Origin of the sequence: Aquimarina algiphila (assembly GCF_947494415.1) — a bacterium.
GTDB lineage: Bacteria > Bacteroidota > Bacteroidia > Flavobacteriales > Flavobacteriaceae > Aquimarina > Aquimarina algiphila.
In genome coordinates this window covers 127886-147727 of the sequence record NZ_CANLVC010000012.1, presented here as the reverse complement: position 1 = coordinate 147727, position 19842 = coordinate 127886, and the positions used below count along the sequence as shown (strand labels likewise).

General features: G+C 30.5%; 19 protein-coding genes and 1 tRNA gene. 14 read left to right on the top strand and 6 right to left on the bottom strand.

Features of this window, described 5'->3' with window-relative positions; genetic code table 11:
• Positions 1–21: 21 nt before the first annotated feature.
• The 7 genes from PQF96_RS26910 to PQF96_RS26880 all read left to right on the top strand — a co-directional run bounded on the left by PQF96_RS26910 (position 22) and on the right by PQF96_RS26880 (position 7061).
• Positions 22–1068 (top strand): alkane 1-monooxygenase, encoded by a 1047-nt coding sequence (locus PQF96_RS26910; RefSeq protein ID WP_271770045.1) that lies wholly within the window; start codon positions 22–24, stop codon positions 1066–1068.
• Between the two features lie 86 nt (positions 1069–1154).
• A complete protein-coding gene (gene gltX / locus PQF96_RS26905) occupies positions 1155–2666 on the top strand; it encodes a glutamate--tRNA ligase (RefSeq protein ID WP_271770043.1) in 1512 nt (503 codons plus the stop codon).
• A gap of 130 nt (positions 2667–2796) precedes the next feature.
• Complete coding sequence (locus PQF96_RS26900; protein ID WP_109436245.1) at positions 2797–2964, top strand: DUF4177 domain-containing protein; 168 nt, start codon at positions 2797–2799, stop codon at positions 2962–2964.
• A gap of 68 nt (positions 2965–3032) precedes the next feature.
• Positions 3033–3977, top strand: coding sequence for an SPFH domain-containing protein (locus PQF96_RS26895; RefSeq protein ID WP_109436246.1), 945 nt, complete (start codon positions 3033–3035; stop codon positions 3975–3977).
• A gap of 461 nt (positions 3978–4438) precedes the next feature.
• Entirely contained in the window at positions 4439–6112 is a 1674-nt protein-coding gene (locus tag PQF96_RS26890; protein ID WP_271770041.1) for a carbohydrate binding domain-containing protein, read from the top strand.
• A 47-nt stretch (positions 6113–6159) separates the two neighbouring features.
• A complete protein-coding gene (locus PQF96_RS26885; protein WP_271770039.1) occupies positions 6160–6363 on the top strand; it encodes a T9SS type A sorting domain-containing protein in 204 nt (67 codons plus the stop codon).
• 188 nt (positions 6364–6551) lie between these two features.
• Entirely contained in the window at positions 6552–7061 is a 510-nt protein-coding gene (locus tag PQF96_RS26880; RefSeq protein WP_109436248.1) for a hypothetical protein, read from the top strand.
• 68 nt (positions 7062–7129) lie between these two features.
• On the opposite strand, the gene PQF96_RS26875 is transcribed toward PQF96_RS26880, so the two are convergent.
• Positions 7130–9178, bottom strand: coding sequence for a glutamine--tRNA ligase/YqeY domain fusion protein (locus tag PQF96_RS26875; RefSeq protein WP_271770037.1), 2049 nt, complete (start codon positions 9176–9178; stop codon positions 7130–7132).
• A gap of 162 nt (positions 9179–9340) precedes the next feature.
• Between PQF96_RS26875 and folB the strand changes: the two genes are divergently transcribed.
• Together folB and PQF96_RS26865 are read left to right on the top strand one after the other, a co-directional pair.
• The gene (gene folB / locus PQF96_RS26870) at positions 9341–9697 is read left to right on the top strand and encodes a dihydroneopterin aldolase (RefSeq protein WP_109436455.1); all 357 of its coding nucleotides are present in this window, start codon (positions 9341–9343) and stop codon (positions 9695–9697) included.
• 97 nt (positions 9698–9794) lie between these two features.
• Positions 9795–9865 (top strand) — tRNA-Cys (locus PQF96_RS26865).
• 32 nt (positions 9866–9897) lie between these two features.
• On the opposite strand, the gene PQF96_RS26860 is transcribed toward PQF96_RS26865, so the two are convergent.
• The 3 genes from PQF96_RS26860 to rnr form a co-directional block, all read right to left on the bottom strand.
• The gene (locus PQF96_RS26860) at positions 9898–10593 is read right to left on the bottom strand and encodes a LysE family translocator (protein ID WP_109436250.1); all 696 of its coding nucleotides are present in this window, start codon (positions 10591–10593) and stop codon (positions 9898–9900) included.
• Between the two features lie 37 nt (positions 10594–10630).
• Positions 10631–11305, bottom strand: coding sequence for a head GIN domain-containing protein (locus PQF96_RS26855; RefSeq protein WP_271770035.1), 675 nt, complete (start codon positions 11303–11305; stop codon positions 10631–10633).
• Between the two features lie 64 nt (positions 11306–11369).
• Positions 11370–13568 carry a ribonuclease R gene (gene rnr / locus PQF96_RS26850; RefSeq protein WP_271770033.1) on the bottom strand — a complete coding sequence of 733 codons (2199 nt, stop codon included), beginning with the start codon at positions 13566–13568 and terminating at the stop codon, positions 11370–11372.
• Positions 13569–14100: 532 nt separating this feature from the next.
• Between rnr and PQF96_RS26845 the strand changes: the two genes are divergently transcribed.
• The 5 genes from PQF96_RS26845 (at position 14101) to PQF96_RS26825 (ending at position 17736) form a co-directional block, all read left to right on the top strand.
• Positions 14101–14340: a hypothetical protein gene (locus tag PQF96_RS26845; protein WP_109436254.1), complete on the top strand. Its 240-nt coding sequence runs from the start codon at positions 14101–14103 to the stop codon at positions 14338–14340.
• A 564-nt stretch (positions 14341–14904) separates the two neighbouring features.
• The gene (gene rpiB / locus PQF96_RS26840; protein WP_143918214.1) at positions 14905–15339 is read left to right on the top strand and encodes a ribose 5-phosphate isomerase B; all 435 of its coding nucleotides are present in this window, start codon (positions 14905–14907) and stop codon (positions 15337–15339) included.
• Positions 15340–15342: 3 nt separating this feature from the next.
• A complete protein-coding gene (locus PQF96_RS26835) occupies positions 15343–16260 on the top strand; it encodes a cation diffusion facilitator family transporter (protein WP_271770031.1) in 918 nt (305 codons plus the stop codon).
• 6 nt (positions 16261–16266) lie between these two features.
• Positions 16267–16710 carry a GNAT family N-acetyltransferase gene (locus tag PQF96_RS26830; RefSeq protein ID WP_200825110.1) on the top strand — a complete coding sequence of 148 codons (444 nt, stop codon included), beginning with the start codon at positions 16267–16269 and terminating at the stop codon, positions 16708–16710.
• Between the two features lie 78 nt (positions 16711–16788).
• Complete coding sequence (locus PQF96_RS26825) at positions 16789–17736, top strand: bifunctional helix-turn-helix transcriptional regulator/GNAT family N-acetyltransferase (RefSeq protein ID WP_271770029.1); 948 nt, start codon at positions 16789–16791, stop codon at positions 17734–17736.
• A gap of 9 nt (positions 17737–17745) precedes the next feature.
• On the opposite strand, the gene PQF96_RS26820 is transcribed toward PQF96_RS26825, so the two are convergent.
• Both PQF96_RS26820 and rnpA read right to left on the bottom strand, forming a co-directional pair.
• The gene (locus PQF96_RS26820; RefSeq protein ID WP_271770027.1) at positions 17746–19368 is read right to left on the bottom strand and encodes a S41 family peptidase; all 1623 of its coding nucleotides are present in this window, start codon (positions 19366–19368) and stop codon (positions 17746–17748) included.
• A gap of 48 nt (positions 19369–19416) precedes the next feature.
• Complete coding sequence (gene rnpA, locus PQF96_RS26815) at positions 19417–19794, bottom strand: ribonuclease P protein component (protein WP_109436259.1); 378 nt, start codon at positions 19792–19794, stop codon at positions 19417–19419.
• Positions 19795–19842: the final 48 nt, after the last annotated feature.

Sequence of the window (19842 nt, the reverse complement as noted above, 5' to 3'; positions counted from 1 at the left end):
CCTCCTAGAATATAAGTTGTTATGAAGGATCTTAAATACATGTGTGCCTATACCATACCACTTATGGCAATACTTGGTCTTTGGCTACAAGGTATTTATACTTATTTAACTCCTATCTATGCCTTTGGATTTATCCCCTTACTAGAATTATTTACGCATTCATCCACTAAAAACTTAGATCAAAAAACTAAAACATCCACTCTCAAAAAAAAGATTTTTGATTGGATGCTTTATCTTAATCTTCCCATCGTTTATTCTATTTTAGGAATCACGTTATATGTAACATCAAAAACGTCATTTGAAACTTATGAAATCACAGGAATAATTATTTCTACCGGAATAGTTTTTGGTACAAATGGTATAAATGTAGGACATGAATTAGGACATCGATTTACCAAGGAACGTTTTCTCGGTAAAGCCCTTTTATTACCTTCTCTATATATGCATTTTTATATAGAACATAATTTTGGTCATCATCAAAAAGTGGCAACAATAGATGATCCTGCCACCGCAAAATATAATCACCCTGTTTATCTATTTTGGATAACATCTGCAATTGGTCAATATATTGGAGCCTGGAAGATACAATTAGATCAATTGAAAAAAAATAAACGATCTTTCTTTTCTACCAAAAATGATATGTTTTGGTATCTAATTATAACTTCTATCTATCTTGCACTTATATTTTATTTTTTCAAAAGCTTTGGTTTACAAATTGCAATACTAAGTGGGATTGTTGGGTTTCTGCTTTTAGAAACTATCAACTATATAGAACACTATGGTTTAAAACGGATTAAAACATCTTCTGGTCGTTATGAGAGAGTTAGAGAAATTCACTCATGGAACTCTAATCATACTTTAGGTAGAATTATGTTATATGAACTTACACGTCATAGTGATCACCATCACAGAGCATCCAAAAAATATCAAACCCTAGATCATCATAATCAAAGTCCACAATTACCTTTTGGATATCCCACATCTATGGTTTTGTCACTACTCCCTCCTATATGGTTTTTGATTATGAATAAACGTGTTCCACGTGAAATGAAAACTATTAGAAAGTAAGCAATAAAACAAATATCTACTTATCACAAAATTCATTTTAATAGCCTATTTAAGATCGTATCTTTGTAGTTTTAAAACACATCATCATGACACAAGATATTAGGGTACGTTTTGCACCAAGTCCAACCGGACCCTTACATATAGGAGGTGTAAGAACCGCACTGTTTAACTACCTTTTTGCAAAACAAAATAAAGGAACATTTATACTTAGAATTGAAGATACAGATCAAAACCGATATGTTCCTGGTGCAGAAGAATATATTAAAAATGCACTTGATTGGTGTAATATTCCATTTGATGAAGGACCAGGAAAAGACGGAGGGTTTGGGCCTTATAAACAAAGTGAGCGCAAAGATTTATATAGACAATACGCAGATGAATTAATAAAAAATGGATCTGCATATTATGCTTTTGACACTACCGAAACTTTAGACGCTCATAGAAAAGATCATGAAGCCAAAGGAAAAACATTTATCTATAACTGGCATAATCGAGAAAAACTAAACAATTCATTGTCTCTTACACCTGATGAAGTTAATTCGAAACTAAATTCTGGTAATCCTTTTGTTATAAGATTTAAATCACCACAAGATGAGACACTTCATCTTACCGATGAGATCCGTGGCGACATAAAAATTGACACAAATATCCTTGACGATAAAATACTTTTTAAAAGTGACGGCATGCCCACCTATCACCTTGCTAATATCGTTGATGATCATTTAATGAAAATCAGTCATGTTATACGTGGTGAAGAATGGCTACCCTCTATGGCATTGCATGTATTATTATATAGAGCTCTTGGGTGGAATGCTCCAAAATTTGCTCATCTACCTTTAATACTAAAACCCATAGGTAAAGGAAAGCTGAGTAAACGAGATGGAGACAAATTAGGTTTCCCAGTATTTCCATTGCAATGGGAAGATCCAAAAACACAAGATGTTTCTTCAGGATACAAAGAAGATGGATATTTACCGGAAGCTGTAGTAAACATGTTAGCCTTTTTAGGTTGGAATCCAGGAACAGAGCAAGAACTATTTTCTTTAGAAGAACTAGTTGAAAAGTTTGATTTAAAACGTGTGAATAAAGCAGGAGCCAAATTTGATCCAGAAAAAACAAAATGGTTCCAACAACAACATTTACAAAAAATGGATAACACCATACTATCCAAACAATTTGAAACTCTGCTCTCTGATAAAAATATAACCACAGCATTAGATTTAAATACTATCATTACCACTGTAAAAGAACGTGCTACATTTATCAATGATTTATGGAGTTTGACTCAATTTTACTTTTTGTCTCCAAGTGAATATGATGAAAAAGCCGTTAAAAAAGCTTGGAAAGAAGACACTCCTATCCTTATGCACGAGCTAACAAGAATCCTTAATGATATTACAGATTTTTCTGAAAATAATATTTCTTCTATTGTAAAAGGATGGATTACAGGCAAAGAAATAGGTTTTGGAAAGATTATGATGCCTTTACGAATTGCACTAGTCGGTTCACTACAAGGGCCAGACTTATTTCAGATTGCTGCACTTATTGGTAAAACAGAAACTATCAAACGTATTGAAAATGCTATAGAAATAAATTAAAAATCTATATAAAAAATTTAAAAAAACACCATTATTACAATTAGTAATAATGGTGTTTTTCGTTATACAGGGTGTAACATATTCATAAAAAAAGCTACACATTAATAAGCACTATTTTAATTTATAAACTATGGGGAAACAATTTAAAGTAATTAAGGTATCTGAAACCTGGTCAATAGAGAAATTAAGAAAAAAAGTCGAAGATGCTTTAAATAAATCTTCTAAAGAAGGTTGGGAAATCATTGATATAACATATGTTGCTAATTTATATACAGCCATGATAACTATATCAAAATAAAAAACATTCATCTATTATTTATTAGTAACTTGATTAGCAATTAACTTTTAACACTTAAACATAAAATAATGAGTCTATATTTAATTCCATTGGTGATTTTCGGATTTATCATTCTGATATCCGGTATTTTTACCGTGAAACAGCAAACTTCAGCAGTTGTAGAGAGATTTGGTAAATTCTTGAGTTTTAGAAACTCAGGATTACATTTTAAAATCCCAGTCTTTGATCGTATTGCGGGGCGTATTAATCTTAAAATTCAACAACTAGATGTATTAGTAGAAACCAAAACCAAAGATGATGTATTTGTTCGTCTTAAAATTTCTGTACAATTTCAGGTAATCAAAGAAAAGGTTTACGATGCATTTTATAAATTAGAAAACCCACATGATCAAATTACTTCCTACGTATTTGATGTTGTACGTGCAGAAGTACCTAAAATGAAACTTGATGATGTTTTTGAACGCAAAGATGATATTGCAATTGCAGTAAAACAAGAACTAAATGAAGCTATGGTTAATTATGGTTATGACATCATAAAAACTCTAGTAACCGATATAGACCCTGATCTACAGGTAAAAGAAGCTATGAACAGAATTAACGCTGCCGAAAGAGAGAAAGTAGCCGCAGAATATGAAGCAGAAGCAGAAAGAATCAAAATTGTTGCCAAGGCACGAGCAGAAGCAGAAAGTAAAAGATTACAAGGTCAAGGTATTGCAGACCAAAGAAGAGAAATAGCTCGTGGTTTAGAAGAAAGTGTTGATGTTTTAAATAATGTGGGTATCAATTCCCAAGAAGCATCTGCTTTAATTGTAGTAACACAACATTATGATACATTACAATCAATAGGTGAAGAAACAAACAGTAATTTAATTCTTCTTCCAAATTCTCCACAGGCAGGTAGTGATATGTTAAATAATATGATTGCATCATTCACAGCATCAAATCAAATTGGTGAAGAGATGAAAAAACAAAATGCAAAAAAAGGTATTAGGAAAAAACCTGATAACGAATAATTGAAATACAAATTGAATCTTATAACCCGATCAAAAAATATGATCGGGTTATTTTTTATCTAGAAACTTAAAATTTTAGTATATTCTGTAAAAAACTCAAAATAAAGCGTTCTAAGAATGTTTCTACAATAAAACAGTAATCTTATATTACTATTGTTTTATTTGCTTTTATATCCTTTTATATAAACTCATTTTTAATAGTTATCATTTATTAAAAATACAATGTTTATAATAATTTCTTATATATAAAAATTAACACAATTCTATATCAATAAATGACAAATTATTTAACACGTTTATCCTTTATCATCATTTCTTATAGAATAGATAAACACCATCAATATTATAAATTACACATTTGTTATACATAATAGATAATTCATTCTACATTACAAAACATCAGAAATAGAACAAATATCATATTATCAGTAATTTTAATTTATAACATAAAACATCCCGTTTTGAAAAAAATTACTTTAGTAATAACACTTCTATTTATACATTTCTTGTCATTTGCTCAACCTCCTATCCCACCTAGTGGTTATCGATGGGTATTGTTTGATCAATATTCTGACGAATTTAATGGTAACACCCTAAATATGTCTAAATGGAGGGATTCATTCGAGGGATGGCAAGGACGAATTCCAGCAAAATTTGATCCTTCAACAATTTCACTACAAGATGGGAATATGCAAATCAGAAACAAAAAACTAACAGTACAAGATGGACAATATACTATCGCAGGAGGTGCTGTTCAATCTCTGCAACAAACTGCACATTTCGGTTATTATGAATGTAAGTTTAAAGCCTCAAAAATTCCTATGTCTACCACTTTTTGGATGTCTAATGACAAAAAAAATATTCTAGAATCTACCAAACTTACTCCAGATTGCGAAAAGGATAAATGGAGCCAGGAATTAGATATTATCGAAAGCGTTGGAGGTGATTTCAATCAACCCTGGGCTTCAGGATTTAGAACCAAAATGAATTTTAATACACACTATCGTTATGTAGACTGTAATGGAGCTCCTGAAGAATTTTATTCTGCAGGAAACAATGCCATAGAAGGAAATGGTATGCAAGCTAATGCAAATCTTGTAGGTGGAGAATCATGGGAAGATTTTCATACTTATGGCTGTTATTGGAAAGATGCTAAAACATTTGACTTCTATGTAGATAGTGCATACGCCGGGACTGTCATTGCAAGAACAGACGTGGTAGACACACCATTTTCTGAGCCAATGGGCATTAATATGGTTACTGAAACCTATACTTTTGCTCAACCATATCCTTCTGATACACAACTAGCAGATAATTCTATCAATACTTCATATTATGATTGGATACGTTCATATCGATTATTTCCTATAGATCAAGCAGAACCCTTGCCTTCAAATAATATCATAGAAAATAACGGGGGTTTTGAAAAAGGTAATTTAATTGAATGGAGTGGTTGGAGTGAAGCAATTAGAGAAGTTGTTAGCACAAATACATTTGAAGGAAAATACGCTGCGCATATCAAAGGTACTGGCGCTTATGAACGTGTAGTTTCTCTAAAACCAAATACCAATTATACCCTTACGGCTCAAGCTAAAGTAATTAGCGGATCTATAAACTTTGGAATTAAAGAAAATGCGGCTAGTAATGTAGCCATTGCTAGTAAAAATCTAACTAATACAGAATATACCAAAAGCTCATTAGAATTTAATACAGGAAACAAAACTAACTTAAAATTTTTTTTCTATGCTCCGTCAGACGTTGACGAAGCTTTTGCAGACAACTTTAAACTAATTGAAAACACAGTAAATACAACAGAAATCGTAGAAGTATTTGAAGAAAGCTTACAATTTCTTAAAGATCCCGTATTAGATAATCAAAAAAAAGAAATTACCATTTCATATCTTTATAAAGCTAATCAAAACAGAGAATTCAAATTTCGGATCTTAAATGATACAGCAACAGAAGTTTTTGTTACAGATCTAGTCCTTCTAGAAGGGTATGGTCAAAATCAAGTCACTATATCTTTAAATAATCAATTACCAAAAGGATCATATCAAGTTGTTGCTGATATTCGACCTATTGGGGGATACAATGATCAAATTATTACACAAACAAATACTGTAATATTGCTCTAGAAACTCCCACAGATATCCAAATAGTAGAGGATATTATTGATGTAAAAATGTATCCAAATCCAGCTGGATTAGAAGCAAGTTTTATAACCAAAGGATTGGATGACCCTACCTATATAAATATTTATGATATTCAGGGTAAACTTCAATATACAGACCAGATTCAAAATCAAGAAATGACCCTGAATACAGGTAGTATTCTATCAAGCAGAATATATCTTGTTGTCTTCCAAAATGGTACCTATAAAAATTAAAAAAAACTAACTATAAAATAACAATTTATAAGTCCATTCGTTCTAAAATTAGTGTACCTTAAGTTTTTAATACTTAAAAGAATAGTACCTTTGTTAACAAAATATATCTAATATACTTATATAAACACCTTATAATAAGCAAAATAAGTATATTATTAATTTTGAAGTATAACTATAAAAAAGAACAGATGAAACATTATATTATTATTTTCCTTTTTGTTACAGGAAGTGTTTTTTCTCAAAACATAGATACCTTAAAGGAATTTGCTTTAAGAGATGCAAAAGCTACCTCCCAGGCTTCACTTGATCGCAATTTAAGTAACATCCTAAAACATACTCATCCAAAGATTCTAAAAACGTATGGCCAGGAAAATCTTATGGAAACTATGGATGAAATTTTTAAAACCATGGATGCTCAAAAAATAAAAATAGTTAGTTCTGAAGCAGATGAAATAACTGATATCAAAAAAGAAAATAACGAATATAGATGTTTGGTAAAAAATACTATTAAAATGGATTTTAATGGAAGGTTTGTAACCTTAAAAAGTTCATTATTTGGGTTTTATGATAAAAAGAAATCACAATGGTATTTTGTAGAATCTAACAAGCTTCTGGATGATCCTGAAACCAAAAAATTGTTTCCGAGATTTAAAACCGATATTGAAATTCCATTAGATGAACATATCGCAGATAATTAATCCAGCGATTACTTCTTAATTCATAAAATACCCCTTATTAAATAGATTATTTAATAAGGGGTATTTTATTAGGGCTGTATTTTATATTTGGTAGCTAATTGTTGACTTTCTATTTGCAAAAGTTCATTTTTATCATCTATAGCTTTAATAATAAAATCTTTAGCCAATTGATCAGGCTCAAGTTCATTATTTTCTAAAACTATATGTAACGCAATCATAACTGCTATACGAGTCCCAGCCTTTTTCACAGCAGTTTCATAAAGCGGGACTAGTTCCTCTAGTGTTACCGATTTTGCAGCTTCTTCAATTCTCTTTTTAAGAGCCGCTCTTTTATCTTCTGGTAGATTAGTATACTTCTTACCCGCTCTTTTTATTTCTTCAATTGCAGGTACCTCTCTTTGCTTATTTTGAGAATTATTCTGCGTGTTCTGTTGTGTAGATGCAGGTTTAGTCTTCGCCCAGGTATCTCGTAAGCCAACAGTTTTATTAAAAACTAAAGTATTTGATTTACTATCATTATCAACATTAAAATATCCTAATCTCTGAAATTGGAACTGGTCTAAGTGATTTGCTTCTGCAAGACTTGGTTCTAAATGTCCAGTGATTACTTTTAGAGAATCTGGATTTAAAAATTCCATAAAGTCTTTATCCTTATGTCCATCAGGTGCTTCATCATTAAATAATCGATCATAAATTCTAATTTCTGCAGGAATAGCATGTTGTATAGAAACCCAATGTAATGTGCCTTTTACATTACGCTTAGACTCCTCGGTACCACTACCCGACTTACTTTTTGGATCATATGTACAATGAATTTCTGTAATATTTCCTTCATCATCCTTAACTACACCTTCTCCTTTTATAATGTATGCATTCTTAAGTCGTACTTCTTTTCCTAACGTTAGTCTAAAGAATTTTCGTCCTGCTTCTTCTTTAAAATCCTCTCTTTCGATAAATAATTCTCTAGAAAAAGGTACTTTTCTAGAACCTGCAGCCTCATCTTCAGGATTGTTCTCTGCGTCTAACCATTCTTCTTCTCCTTTCGGATAATTTGTAATCACCAATTTTACTGGATCTAAAACAGCCATTACACGTTTTGCTGTTTTGTTGAGATCTTCTCTTACACAAAACTCTAATAAGGATACATCTATTACATTTTCTCGCTTTGCTACCCCTACAGTTTCCACAAACTTTCGGATTGATGCTGGAGTATATCCACGCCTTCGTAATGCCGAAATTGTTGGCATTCTAGGATCATCCCATCCAGATACAACTCTTTCCTCAACCAATCTAAGCAGCTTACGTTTACTCATAATAGTATAGCTCAAATTAAGTCTTGCAAATTCTCTCTGTTTTGGTCTTATATTCTCATCATATACCTGATCCAAAAACCAATCATATAGCTTTCTATGCGGTTTAAATTCAAGAGAGCATAATGAATGCGAAATATTTTCTATATAATCACTTTCACCATGTGTCCAATCATACATAGGATAAATACACCAATCGTCACCTGTTCTATGATGAGATTTTTTAAGAATTCTATACATTAAAGGATCTCTCATCAACATATTGGGATCAGCCATATCGATTTTGGCCCTTACCACATGCTCACCTTCATCAAATTTACCTTCTTTCATCTTTTGAAAAAGGTCTAAGTTTTCCTCAACAGAACGATCTCTATATGGACTATTGGTACCAGCTTCTGTTGTGGTTCCTTTTTGAGAAGCAATAGTTTCTGCAGATTGAGAATCTACATAGGCTTTTCCTTCTTTTATCAATAAAATTGTCCAATCATATAATTGTTGAAAATAATCAGATGAGTAACATTCTTTATCCCATTGATATCCTAACCAACTAATATCCTCTTTGATAGCATCTACATATTCCTGCTCTTCTTTGGCTGGATTAGTATCATCAAAACGTAAGTTTACAGGGGCATTATATTTAAGTCCAAGTCCAAAACTTATACCTATTGCTTTAGTATGACCAATGTGTAAATACCCATTAGGTTCTGGAGGAAAACGAAAACGTAAATTTTCTTTACTCATTCCTGTAGTAAGATCTTCCTCTATAATATGCTCAATAAAATTAAGCGGTTTTTTCTCTTCTGACATTTGTAATTCTAATAAAACACAAAACTACAAATTCTAATGTTCTTCAGCTATTCTATGAAAATCTTTAATACAATTATTCTGTTTATATCATAATTGATTTGAAAAGGGGGTATTCTACCCTTCTATTAATGAAGATTCTTTTTACCTTTGTATAAAAACCCAGTGGGATTAATAAAACTAAAAAATATCAAGGTATATGCTTATCATGGATGCCTTGTGGAAGAAAAAAAAATAGGATCTGATTATAGAGTAGATCTAAAAATTAAAGCTAATTTATCAAAATCTGCATTATCTGATCGTTTATCAGAAACTGTAGATTATGTTCATCTTAATCATATTGTAAAGGAAGAAATGGCTATTCGTTCTAAATTACTAGAACATGCAGCCGAACGAATTTTGGTTAGAATATTTGATGAATTACCATTAGTTGACAAAGCAATTGTTGATGTTTCTAAAATTAACCCACCAATTGGCGGTAATGTAGAGATGGTAACCATTACCAGAAGTAAAAATCGTTAACTTTAATATGTTAAATTTATACGAATATCGTTTTAATGTAAAATCATTTAAGAAGTAATCATAAATTTTTTTACATTTGCCTTCCAAGCAAAAATTGGGTGTCGTGGCCGAGTGGCTAGGCAGTGGTCTGCAACACCATCTACAGCGGTTCGAATCCGCTCGACACCTCAAAAAAAACCTATACAGCTGTATAGGTTTTTTTATTTAAATCTACTTTCTGGAGTTATTTTTTCGATTTCATCCTGTATTCGTTTCTCCATTGTATCAGGAAGGACACCTTTTAAAATAAGAAATACACCAAATACGATCATGATTATACTAATGATTCTCTTGATAGTATATGTTCTTTTTGGGGTTAATTTTCTTTTTAATCTCTTAGCAAGCAACATTTTAAAAAAATCAATAAAAAGATAAGTTCCCAATACCATTGCAAAGAAATATAAAATCCTATTAGTATTCATATCCAATTGTGGTCCGATCACAATGATAACACTTAACCAAAAACCTAACACTCCGATATTAATAAAGTTAAGAAGAAACCCTTTTATAAACAGCATAATATAATTATGCTTATTGATAATTTCTACAGATGTATCTCTAACTTTATTATAATTTTTTCGTTCCTGAATAAAAGAAATTACTCCATAAGTTGATAACAACATTCCACCAAAGATAAATAAGGCAGGATCATCTTTTATTTTTTCTAAAATTTGATTAGTACTAAAATATGCAATAAGAATAAATACAATATCAGCAAAGATAACACCAAAGTCTACAGCCAATGCCGCTCTAAATCCCTTTATAGCTGCGGTTTCTAGTAGTACAAAAAAAACAGGCCCTATTAAAAAGGCTAATAAAAAACCTAATGGTATTGCTGCTTGAGCATCTTGAAGCATAGGGTCTAAGCGTATTTACTACAAAGTTAAAAACTACTTAGTTAACTTCAACAATTTTTCCACCTAAAAGTTTTTGAGTATCCATTTGTTTTGGATTTCCAAAAATCCTTATCCTTCCACCAGCATTAGTATTGGCTTTTATATAATTTTTAGCATTTACTTCTGCTATTCCTCCAGCACTAATTTTTACCTGAGTATCATTTGTTCTAAGATCTCTTCCATAGTATTGCCCTCCTGAAGTAATACTTACCTCTTGCTCTTTTGCATTACCCCTAAGTTCTATTTCACCACCTGTAATTGCCTTGGCGTATATGAAACCAGCATCTATTTTTGCCATCATACTAGCTCCTTCTTGCGCTCTAAGATCTAAAGTTTCTGCAGTAATTAAACCATCGACTTCTACTCTCGATCCTTCGTTAACATCTATTTTATTAATCTGCGTATAATATACAGTTACTTTAGTATTATTATTATCCCACAAATTATCCAATCGCATTCTAACTTTAAGAAGATTACCATTTTGAACAATATCTACATCTCTTCTTTTAATACCAGTTATTTCAATCTTGTTTTCTTTTCCTTCAATTAAGGTGAGTTGTATCTTATCAAAAACTTTTAATTCATTAAAGTCTCCTACATTTTTTGTTATGATATCTTGTGCCTGTCCTAACGTTACTAACAACATAACTAACAGAAATGCTAATTTTTTCATCGCCCTATTTTTTAAGATTTATATTATATTTTTATTTCTATAAAAAACGACACTTATCCCTAAATTATTCTACATCTTCTTTACTTCCTAACAATGTAAAATCCAAGTGTCTTTTTATAAGATCAGCGTTTTTTACTTTCACATATACCTCATCTCCTAATTGATATACTTTTTTAGTATGTTCTCCAATCACTGCATATTCGTCCTGATCAAAAACATAGTGATCACCACTCATATCCTTAAGGCGGATCATACCTTCGCATTTATTAGAAATTATTTCTACATAAATACCCCATTCGGTTACTCCAGAAATTACTCCTAAAAACTGTTCATCTTCATGATCTTTCATAAACTTTATCTGCATAAACTTGATAGAATCACGTTCTGCACTGGCTGCAAGGTTTTCCATGCTACTGCTATGATTACATTTTTCTTCATATTCATCTTCAGAAGCAGATTTTCCTTTATCCAGATAATGTTGCAACAAACGGTGTGCCATAACATCGGGATACCTTCGTATTGGGGATGTAAAATGAGAGTAATATTCAAAAGCCAAACCATAATGTCCAATATTATGAGTAGTATATTCTGCTTTACTCATACTACGAATTGCTAATGTATCTACTAAATTTTGTTCTTTTTTACCTTGAACATCTTTTAATAATCCATTTAATGATTTTGTTGTTGTTTTTCTATCTCTAAGATCAAGTTTATATCCAAATCTACCTATGATATTTTGTAAAGCTGCTAACTTCTCATCATTTGGCTCATCATGCACTCTATAAATAAATGTTTTCTTAGGAGATTGTTTTCCTATAAACTCTGCAACCTTTTTATTAGCAAGTAACATAAACTCTTCAATAAGTTTATTAGCATCCTTAGAAGTCTTAAAAAACACTCCTACAGGTTCATTATTTTCATTTAGAGTAAACTTTACTTCTACTTTATCAAAAGAAATAGCTCCAGCTCCCATTCGTTTTGCTCTCATAATTTTAGCAAGATCATCCATTTTTAAGACAGCATCGGCTATTTTTTGATCGGTCTTATACTCTTTTCCTGTAAGCGAAATTTCTGCTGGAATCACATTTTTACCAGTTTCAATAATATGCTGCGCTTCTTCATATGCAAATCTAGCATCAGAATAAGTCGCAGTTCTACCAAACCATTGGTTTTTAATTTCTGCTTTATCATTTAATTCAAATACTGCAGAAAATGTATATTTCTCTTCATTTGGTCTTAGTGAACACGCATTATTAGATAAAACTTCTGGTAGCATAGGTACTACTCTATCTACCAAATATACAGATGTTGCTCTTTCATATGCTTCATCATCTAATATTGTTCCTGGTTTAACATAATGAGATACATCTGCAATATGAATTCCGATCTCATAATTACCATTATCCAAAACTTCAAATGATAATGCATCATCAAAATCTTTAGCATCTTTAGGATCGATAGTAAACGTGAGTATTTTTCGCATATCCCTACGATTCTTTACTTCAGACTCCTGAATAGAAGTATCTAATGTATTGGCATATTCTTCTACCTCTTCAGGAAATTCATATGGTAATCCATACTGTGCTAAAATAGAATGGATTTCGGTGTTATGTTCTCCTGGTTTACCAAGTACTTTAACTACTTTACCAAACGGAGAATCAGCTTTTTCAGGCCAATCTTCAAGGCTCACCAGTACTTTATCTCCATGTTCTGCTTTTCCTATTTTGTTTTTAGGAATGAAAATATCAGTATACATTTTAGCATCCTGCATATTTACAAAAGCATAATTTTTCTGAATTTCAATTACACCAACAAATTCATTTTTCTTACGTGAAATAATTCTAGAAACCTCTCCTTCACTCTTTCCTCTTCTTTTTCTACGATAAATATATACCTCTACTTCATCACCATGTAAAGCTTTATTCAAATTATTGTTAGGTACAAAAATATCATCCTCTAAATCTTTAACGATAACATATCCTGTACCTTTTGAAGTTATCTCAAGAATACCAGTATATGTATTTATATTCGGAGTTATTTTAAATTTTCCTCTTTCAACTTCTTCAATCTGTTTTTTTGCAGCTAACTGTGTTAACTTCTTAATAATCTGATTTCTACTACTAGCATCATCCACTCCAAATTTTGCGGCAATTTGCTTATAATTAAAACTTTTATTGGATTCTGACTTTAATATTTTGAGTATTCCTTGGGTAATATTCTCTATTTTTGGGGACTTCTTTCTTCTTCTACTCTTTCTTTTCATTAATATCTGTTCTATTATTTATGATAAAAGTACAGCTTATCTTTTAACATTAATAGTTTTAGGATTAAACTTTTATTAATCCTTAAAAGGATATAACTGTTTATACCCAATAAATTACATTATCTCTAAATCAAACGGTTACATTATTATTTTTTAAACAAAAACGGTTTTTTTTCTTAAAATTTACTTAATTTTAATACACTAGGATTACCTTTTGTTCGTTAAGTATTTATTTAGATATGAATAAAATCAAAAAAATACATAAAATTATAGTGTTTTTTGTTCTGATATTTTTATTGGGTATTTACTCTTTTACCCTATATATAAATAATACTATTGATCAGAAAAAAGATACTTTGGATGAATCTGAAATAAATAGCTCAGTTAAAATTGATCGTGAAGCCACTCAAATTAACTAGTTTTTACCTTTCTATATTCTATTTTAATCACTTATTTATCTTATTACCAATTTAATAGTTCTATCATATTTTGTATATTGTAAATAGACTACAATCAAGGAAAAAACTATTGAATGAAAGATTTTGTTATCGTTAAAACGTATACTTATCCTTTTGAGTATACAGTATTAAAACACCTTCTTGATCAGGAAGGAATTTCTTATTTTTTTGAAAACGAAACAATGATAGGAGTTTTTCCTTTCTACTCCAATGCCTTAGGAGGAATAAACCTCAAAATCCATAAGAGAGACAAACAAAGAGTACTTCAAATCATAAATGATCTTAATACCAATTCTCATCTCACAATTGTATAAATTTAGAATCTATAGTCTATGTTACAATTAAAAACAGTTGTCAACATATATTATAAATATCTTTTTCTTTTTTTAAAATTTAAAATTAATAATGATGATTATTATGTAGTGTGGATAGCGGTATAACTTTTCTAAATTTTATTTGCTTTTTAAGTAATATCAAATTTTCAGAAACATATAAACAGGATATCAATATACTAATTGCTTGAAAATCTTCTAAAAGTAAAATTTAATTAACAGTTGTTAATAGATTATAAACACATAAAATTTTTAATATTATTACGGTAAAACCGTAGTTCATAACATTGAGTTAATACCTGAAAACTTATCTAAAAAAAGACAAGTTAAAATTTTGATTTGTTGTTGAGTTGCTTGTATTCTAATAAAAATTTAGATTACCAAAAAAAGTTTCTGAATTTTAAGAACTATTTATGCACATCCTATGTTAACATAAGGTTATGAGTTATTAACATTGAGGTAATATTGATTTAAATTATTGATTTTTTGGAGTTTACTTTTTTTGGATTGAATTATCTTTGTTCAAATAACGAAATCAACAAAAAAATGAAAATAGCTATTGGAAACGATCACGCAGGAACTGAATATAAATTTGCAATTGCGTCATATTTAGAATCTGAAGGTATAGAAGTTACAAATTATGGAACCGATGATAATTCTAGCGTAGATTATCCTGATTTTGTTCATCCTGTAGCAAAGGATGTTGATGGTGAGAAAGTTAATTTAGGAATTTTAATTTGCGGAAGTGGAAATGGAGTTGCAATGACAGCTAATAAATATACTAATGTTCGAGCAGGACTTTGTTGGACAAAGGAGATTACAGAATTGACAAGATTACACAATAATGCCAATATCGTATGTATACCTGCAAGATTTACATCACAACCACAAGCTATTGAAATAGTAAAGACGTTTTTAGAAACAAAATTTGAAGGGGGTAGACATTTAAACAGGGTAAATAAAATACCAATGTGCATCTAATATATGATAGAAAATCACGCTCATAATCATTCACATTCTGATCATGAACTCACTGGGCGTAGTTTATTATTTTCTATTTTTCTAAATATAGGCATTACCATTGCACAGGTCATAGGTGGTTTGCTATCAGGAAGTCTTTCTCTGTTATCAGATGCTCTACATAATTTTAGTGATGTAATTTCATTAATCGTTAGCTTTTTTGCTAATAGATTAGCAAAGAGGGAAGCGTCTATAAAAAGAACATTTGGTTTTAAAAGAGCAGAAATTATGGCAGCATTTATAAATGCTGCTTCATTAGTTGTTATAGCAATAATACTTGTTTTTGAAGCAATAGAAAGGTTACAAAACCCTCACAAAATAAGTGCAAATATTGTCATTATACTTTCTGTAGTAGCAATCTTAGGTAATGGATTAAGTGTGCTACTTCTAAAACAAGATAGTAAAGTAAATATGAATATGCGATCAGCATATTTACACCTTATTACAGATTTAATGGCATCTGTAGCGGTTTTGATAGGAGGACTGTTAATGAAATATTATCAACTGTTTTGGGTAGATAGCGTGCTTACTTTTGCAATTGCAATTTATCTAATTATAGTGGGCTATGATTTATTAAAAAGATCTTTCAAAGTGTTGATGTTGTACACTCCTGATACTATAGAAGTAAAGGAAATCGTAAACACCATTAATGCATTACCAAAAATTAAAAGTATCCATCATATACATGTATGGCAACTTAATGAAGAAGAAACACATTTAGAAGCTCATATAGATTTTAATAGCGATATACAGGTTTCAGAGTTTGGAGAAGTATTACATACTATTGAAGATGTTCTTCAGAAAGAATTTGGTATTAACCATGTTACACTTCAACCCGAATATGGTAAAGAAGATAATAAAGATATTATTGTACAAGACTAAGAAGATATGAATATTAAGTTTGAAGTTAAGCGATTTGATGAGCTATCGACAATAGAAATGTATAAAATTTTGCGCTTGCGCGCAGAAGTTTTTGTGGTAGAACAAGATTGTGTATATCAAGATATTGATAATAAAGATCAAAAAGCACTTCATGTTATCGGATGGAAAAATGAAAATATAGTTGCATATACCAGATTATTTGATGCTGGAGATTATTTTGAAAAAGCAAGTATAGGAAGAGTTGTAGTTTCCAAAAATGAAAGACAATTTGGATATGGTCATGATTTAATAAAGACAAGTATTAATGCAATAGAAACCTATTACAAAACAAAACAAATTAAGATATCTGCTCAAACCTACTTAAAAAAATTCTATGAAACTCATAATTTTAAAAAGATAGGTGATGAATATCTTGAAGACGGAATCCCTCATATTGCCATGATAATTTAATTGATAGATACCTTACTACTGTTTTAAAATGTAGTATAAATATTGTATATTAGTTGACTAAGTCAACTAATAGTTGTTATGAATAAAAAATACATTAGTAAAATAAGAGCTTTTAATAGATTTTATACCAATATAATAGGACTTTTAGACACTCATATTTTAGACAGTAAATATTCTTTGCCTGAGGCTAGGATTATATTTGAAATTTATCATAATCCGGGGTTTACAGCATCAGATATTATTGAACTTTTGGATATTGATAAAGGGTATTTAAGCCGTATTTTAAAACGTTTTGAAAAACAAAAAATAATTTCAAAAACTGTTTCACTAACTGACAAACGAGTTTTTATGTTGCAATTAACCAAGTTAGGAGAAAAGGAATTCCTGAAACTTAATACCAATTCAGAGCATCAATTAAAAAGAGTATTTGCACATTTATCTCCTTTGGAGTCGCAAACACTTCTACAAAATATGGAGTCCATAAAAACATTGTCTAACAAGTCAAAGATCGCACTTGATGATATAAAAATAAGAACATATTTAAAACCAGGAGACTTAGGTTTTATTATATATAGACATGGAAAGTTATATGCTGAAGAATTTCAATATGGTATTTCTTTTGAAACTTATGTAGCTCGTGGTATCCACGAATTTTATCAATCTTATAACGCGGATAAAGAACGTGTTTGGGTTTGTGAACATAATGGTCAAATAATTGGATTTCTTTTACTTATGAAAAGAGAAAATAACAGTGCTCAGTTGCGTTATTTTTATATAGAAAAAAGATACAGAGGTATTGGTTTGGGTCGAAAATTAATGCAACTGTATATGGATTTTTTCCACTCCTGTGGATATACATCATGTTATTTATTGACAGCAGATGAACTAGAGACTGCAGCTTCTTTATACCTTAATCACGGATTTGAGTTAACAAAGGAAATAGAATCAACAACCTTTGGTAAACCAGTAACAGAGAGAAGGTATGATCTACATGTTTTAAAAAATAAAAATTCTATCAAAAAATGATAAGACTACTTACTTCAAAATTTCGTTGTATTTCTTAGTGTTGTTAAGGATTTCTTGACTTTTAGCTACTTCGGGATTATGGGTTACATAATAATCATATAATCCCTCACGATAGAAGTAACGTTTGATAATCTCATCGGTAAGTAAATTAACGATCTCATTTTTGTGTTTATCTAATGCAGTCTGTTTAGAAGCATTTACAGAAGCAATTAAGGCATCATAAGAAGTATTTATACCTTGGTCTAATTTTTCGCGTTCAGCTATTTTAAGTGCTTTTTCAAACGCTTTTTCGGTTTCTGTCTCAAAGTTAAAATCACTTTGTTTCACAAACTTTTTAAACTCTTCATAATCACTATCGGTAAATTTAAAATCGCTTGATTTTTCTAATTTATGGGCATAATAATACTTTGTTGCATATCCAAAAATAGCGTCTGATTTTAATAAAGCAGTAGTTATTTTACTGAATTTAGAGGTTTCTAATTCTATATCTGGTTGTATACCACCACCGTCATATACTGTTCTTCCATTTTTAGTTTTAAAAGCTTTAAAATCTTGCTCGTCAATACGAACAGCATTGTTGTTTTTGTCTCGATTCCAATAATCCAAAGCCTGAATACATCTGCCGCTTGGGGTATAATAGCGAGAAATAGTAATTTTTAACTGAGTACCATAAGTTAATTTTTTTGGTCTTTGTACCAATCCTTTTCCAAAACTTCTGGCACCAATAACTACTCCTCTATCTAAATCCTGTATACTACCAGCTACAATTTCACTGGCAGAAGCACTACGACCATTTACTAACACAACTAAGGGTATCTGAATATCAACAGGTTCTCGTTTAGTGAAATATTCCTTATTATACTTTTTTACTACTGATTTTGTTGTAGTGATAAGTTCTCCTTTAGGAACAAAGATATTAGTAACATTTATAGCTTCACTTAATAAACCACCAGGGTTACCTCTTAAATCAAGAACTACCTTATTTGCTCCTTTTGCCTTTAAATCATTTAGGGCATCAATGGTTTCACTAGAAGCCTTATTATTAAATTTTGACAAAACAATATATCCAGTATTATCGTCAAGTAAAGTATAAAAAGGAACAGCATCTACTTCTATTTCTTCTCTTGTAAGCACGGTGGCTTTACTTTGTCCTTGTCTGGTATAGATGATATCGACTTTGGTACCACTAGCTCCTTTTAGAAGTTCTCCAGCATCTTCTTTAAAATCTGCTACCTTGATATCTCCAATTTGTGTGATTTCATCTCCGGCTTTTAAACCGGCTTTATCTGCAGGATAATTTTTATATGGCTCTACAATAATGATTTTATCTTTTATTGTCTTTACAGAAGCTCCAATACCTGTATATTCTCCAGCGTTACGAATTTTTGAAGCCTCGACGTCTTGTTCATTCCAATATTTGGTATACGGATCTAGATCGTCTAACATAGCCTTAATAGCTGTATCCATTAATTCGGCTGGATTTGTTTCATCTACGTAGTTCATGTTTAATTCTTTAAACATTGTAGTGAAAATTTCGATCTGTTTTGCAATTTCAAAAAAATCAGATTTAAAACTAACCGTAGATAGTAAAACAACGACAGCAATAGCAGGATAGATGATTCTCTTCTTCATAGGTATTTTTTTAATGGATAAGTTTTGCAAACCATATAATGGTAATCATTATTTTGATGTGATCTCCTGTTCAACAAATTTTTGTAAAATTCCTTTTATTTTAAATTCAACTAATGAATATTCGGGTATTTCTTTACCTGAATATAAAAACATAAAAGTGAATTGATGAGTAGTGTTGGGTACAATATACTTATTTTTTCTATAACTTTCGCGTAATAAACGCTTTATAAGATTGCGATCCACAGCATTTTTAAAATGTCTCTTACTTACCGATACGCCTGCTTTTATTGTTACATTCTGTTCAAAAAGGGATTTTCTGTATACTAACCTAATAGGGTATTTCGAGATAGATTTTCCTTCAGAAAAAAGCAATTCTATCTCTTTTTTACTTTTTAATTTCTCTTTTTTATTAAAAGTAGCCTTCATGGGGCATTAAATGTAGTGATTATACTAATACTGATAAAAAAACCGGCT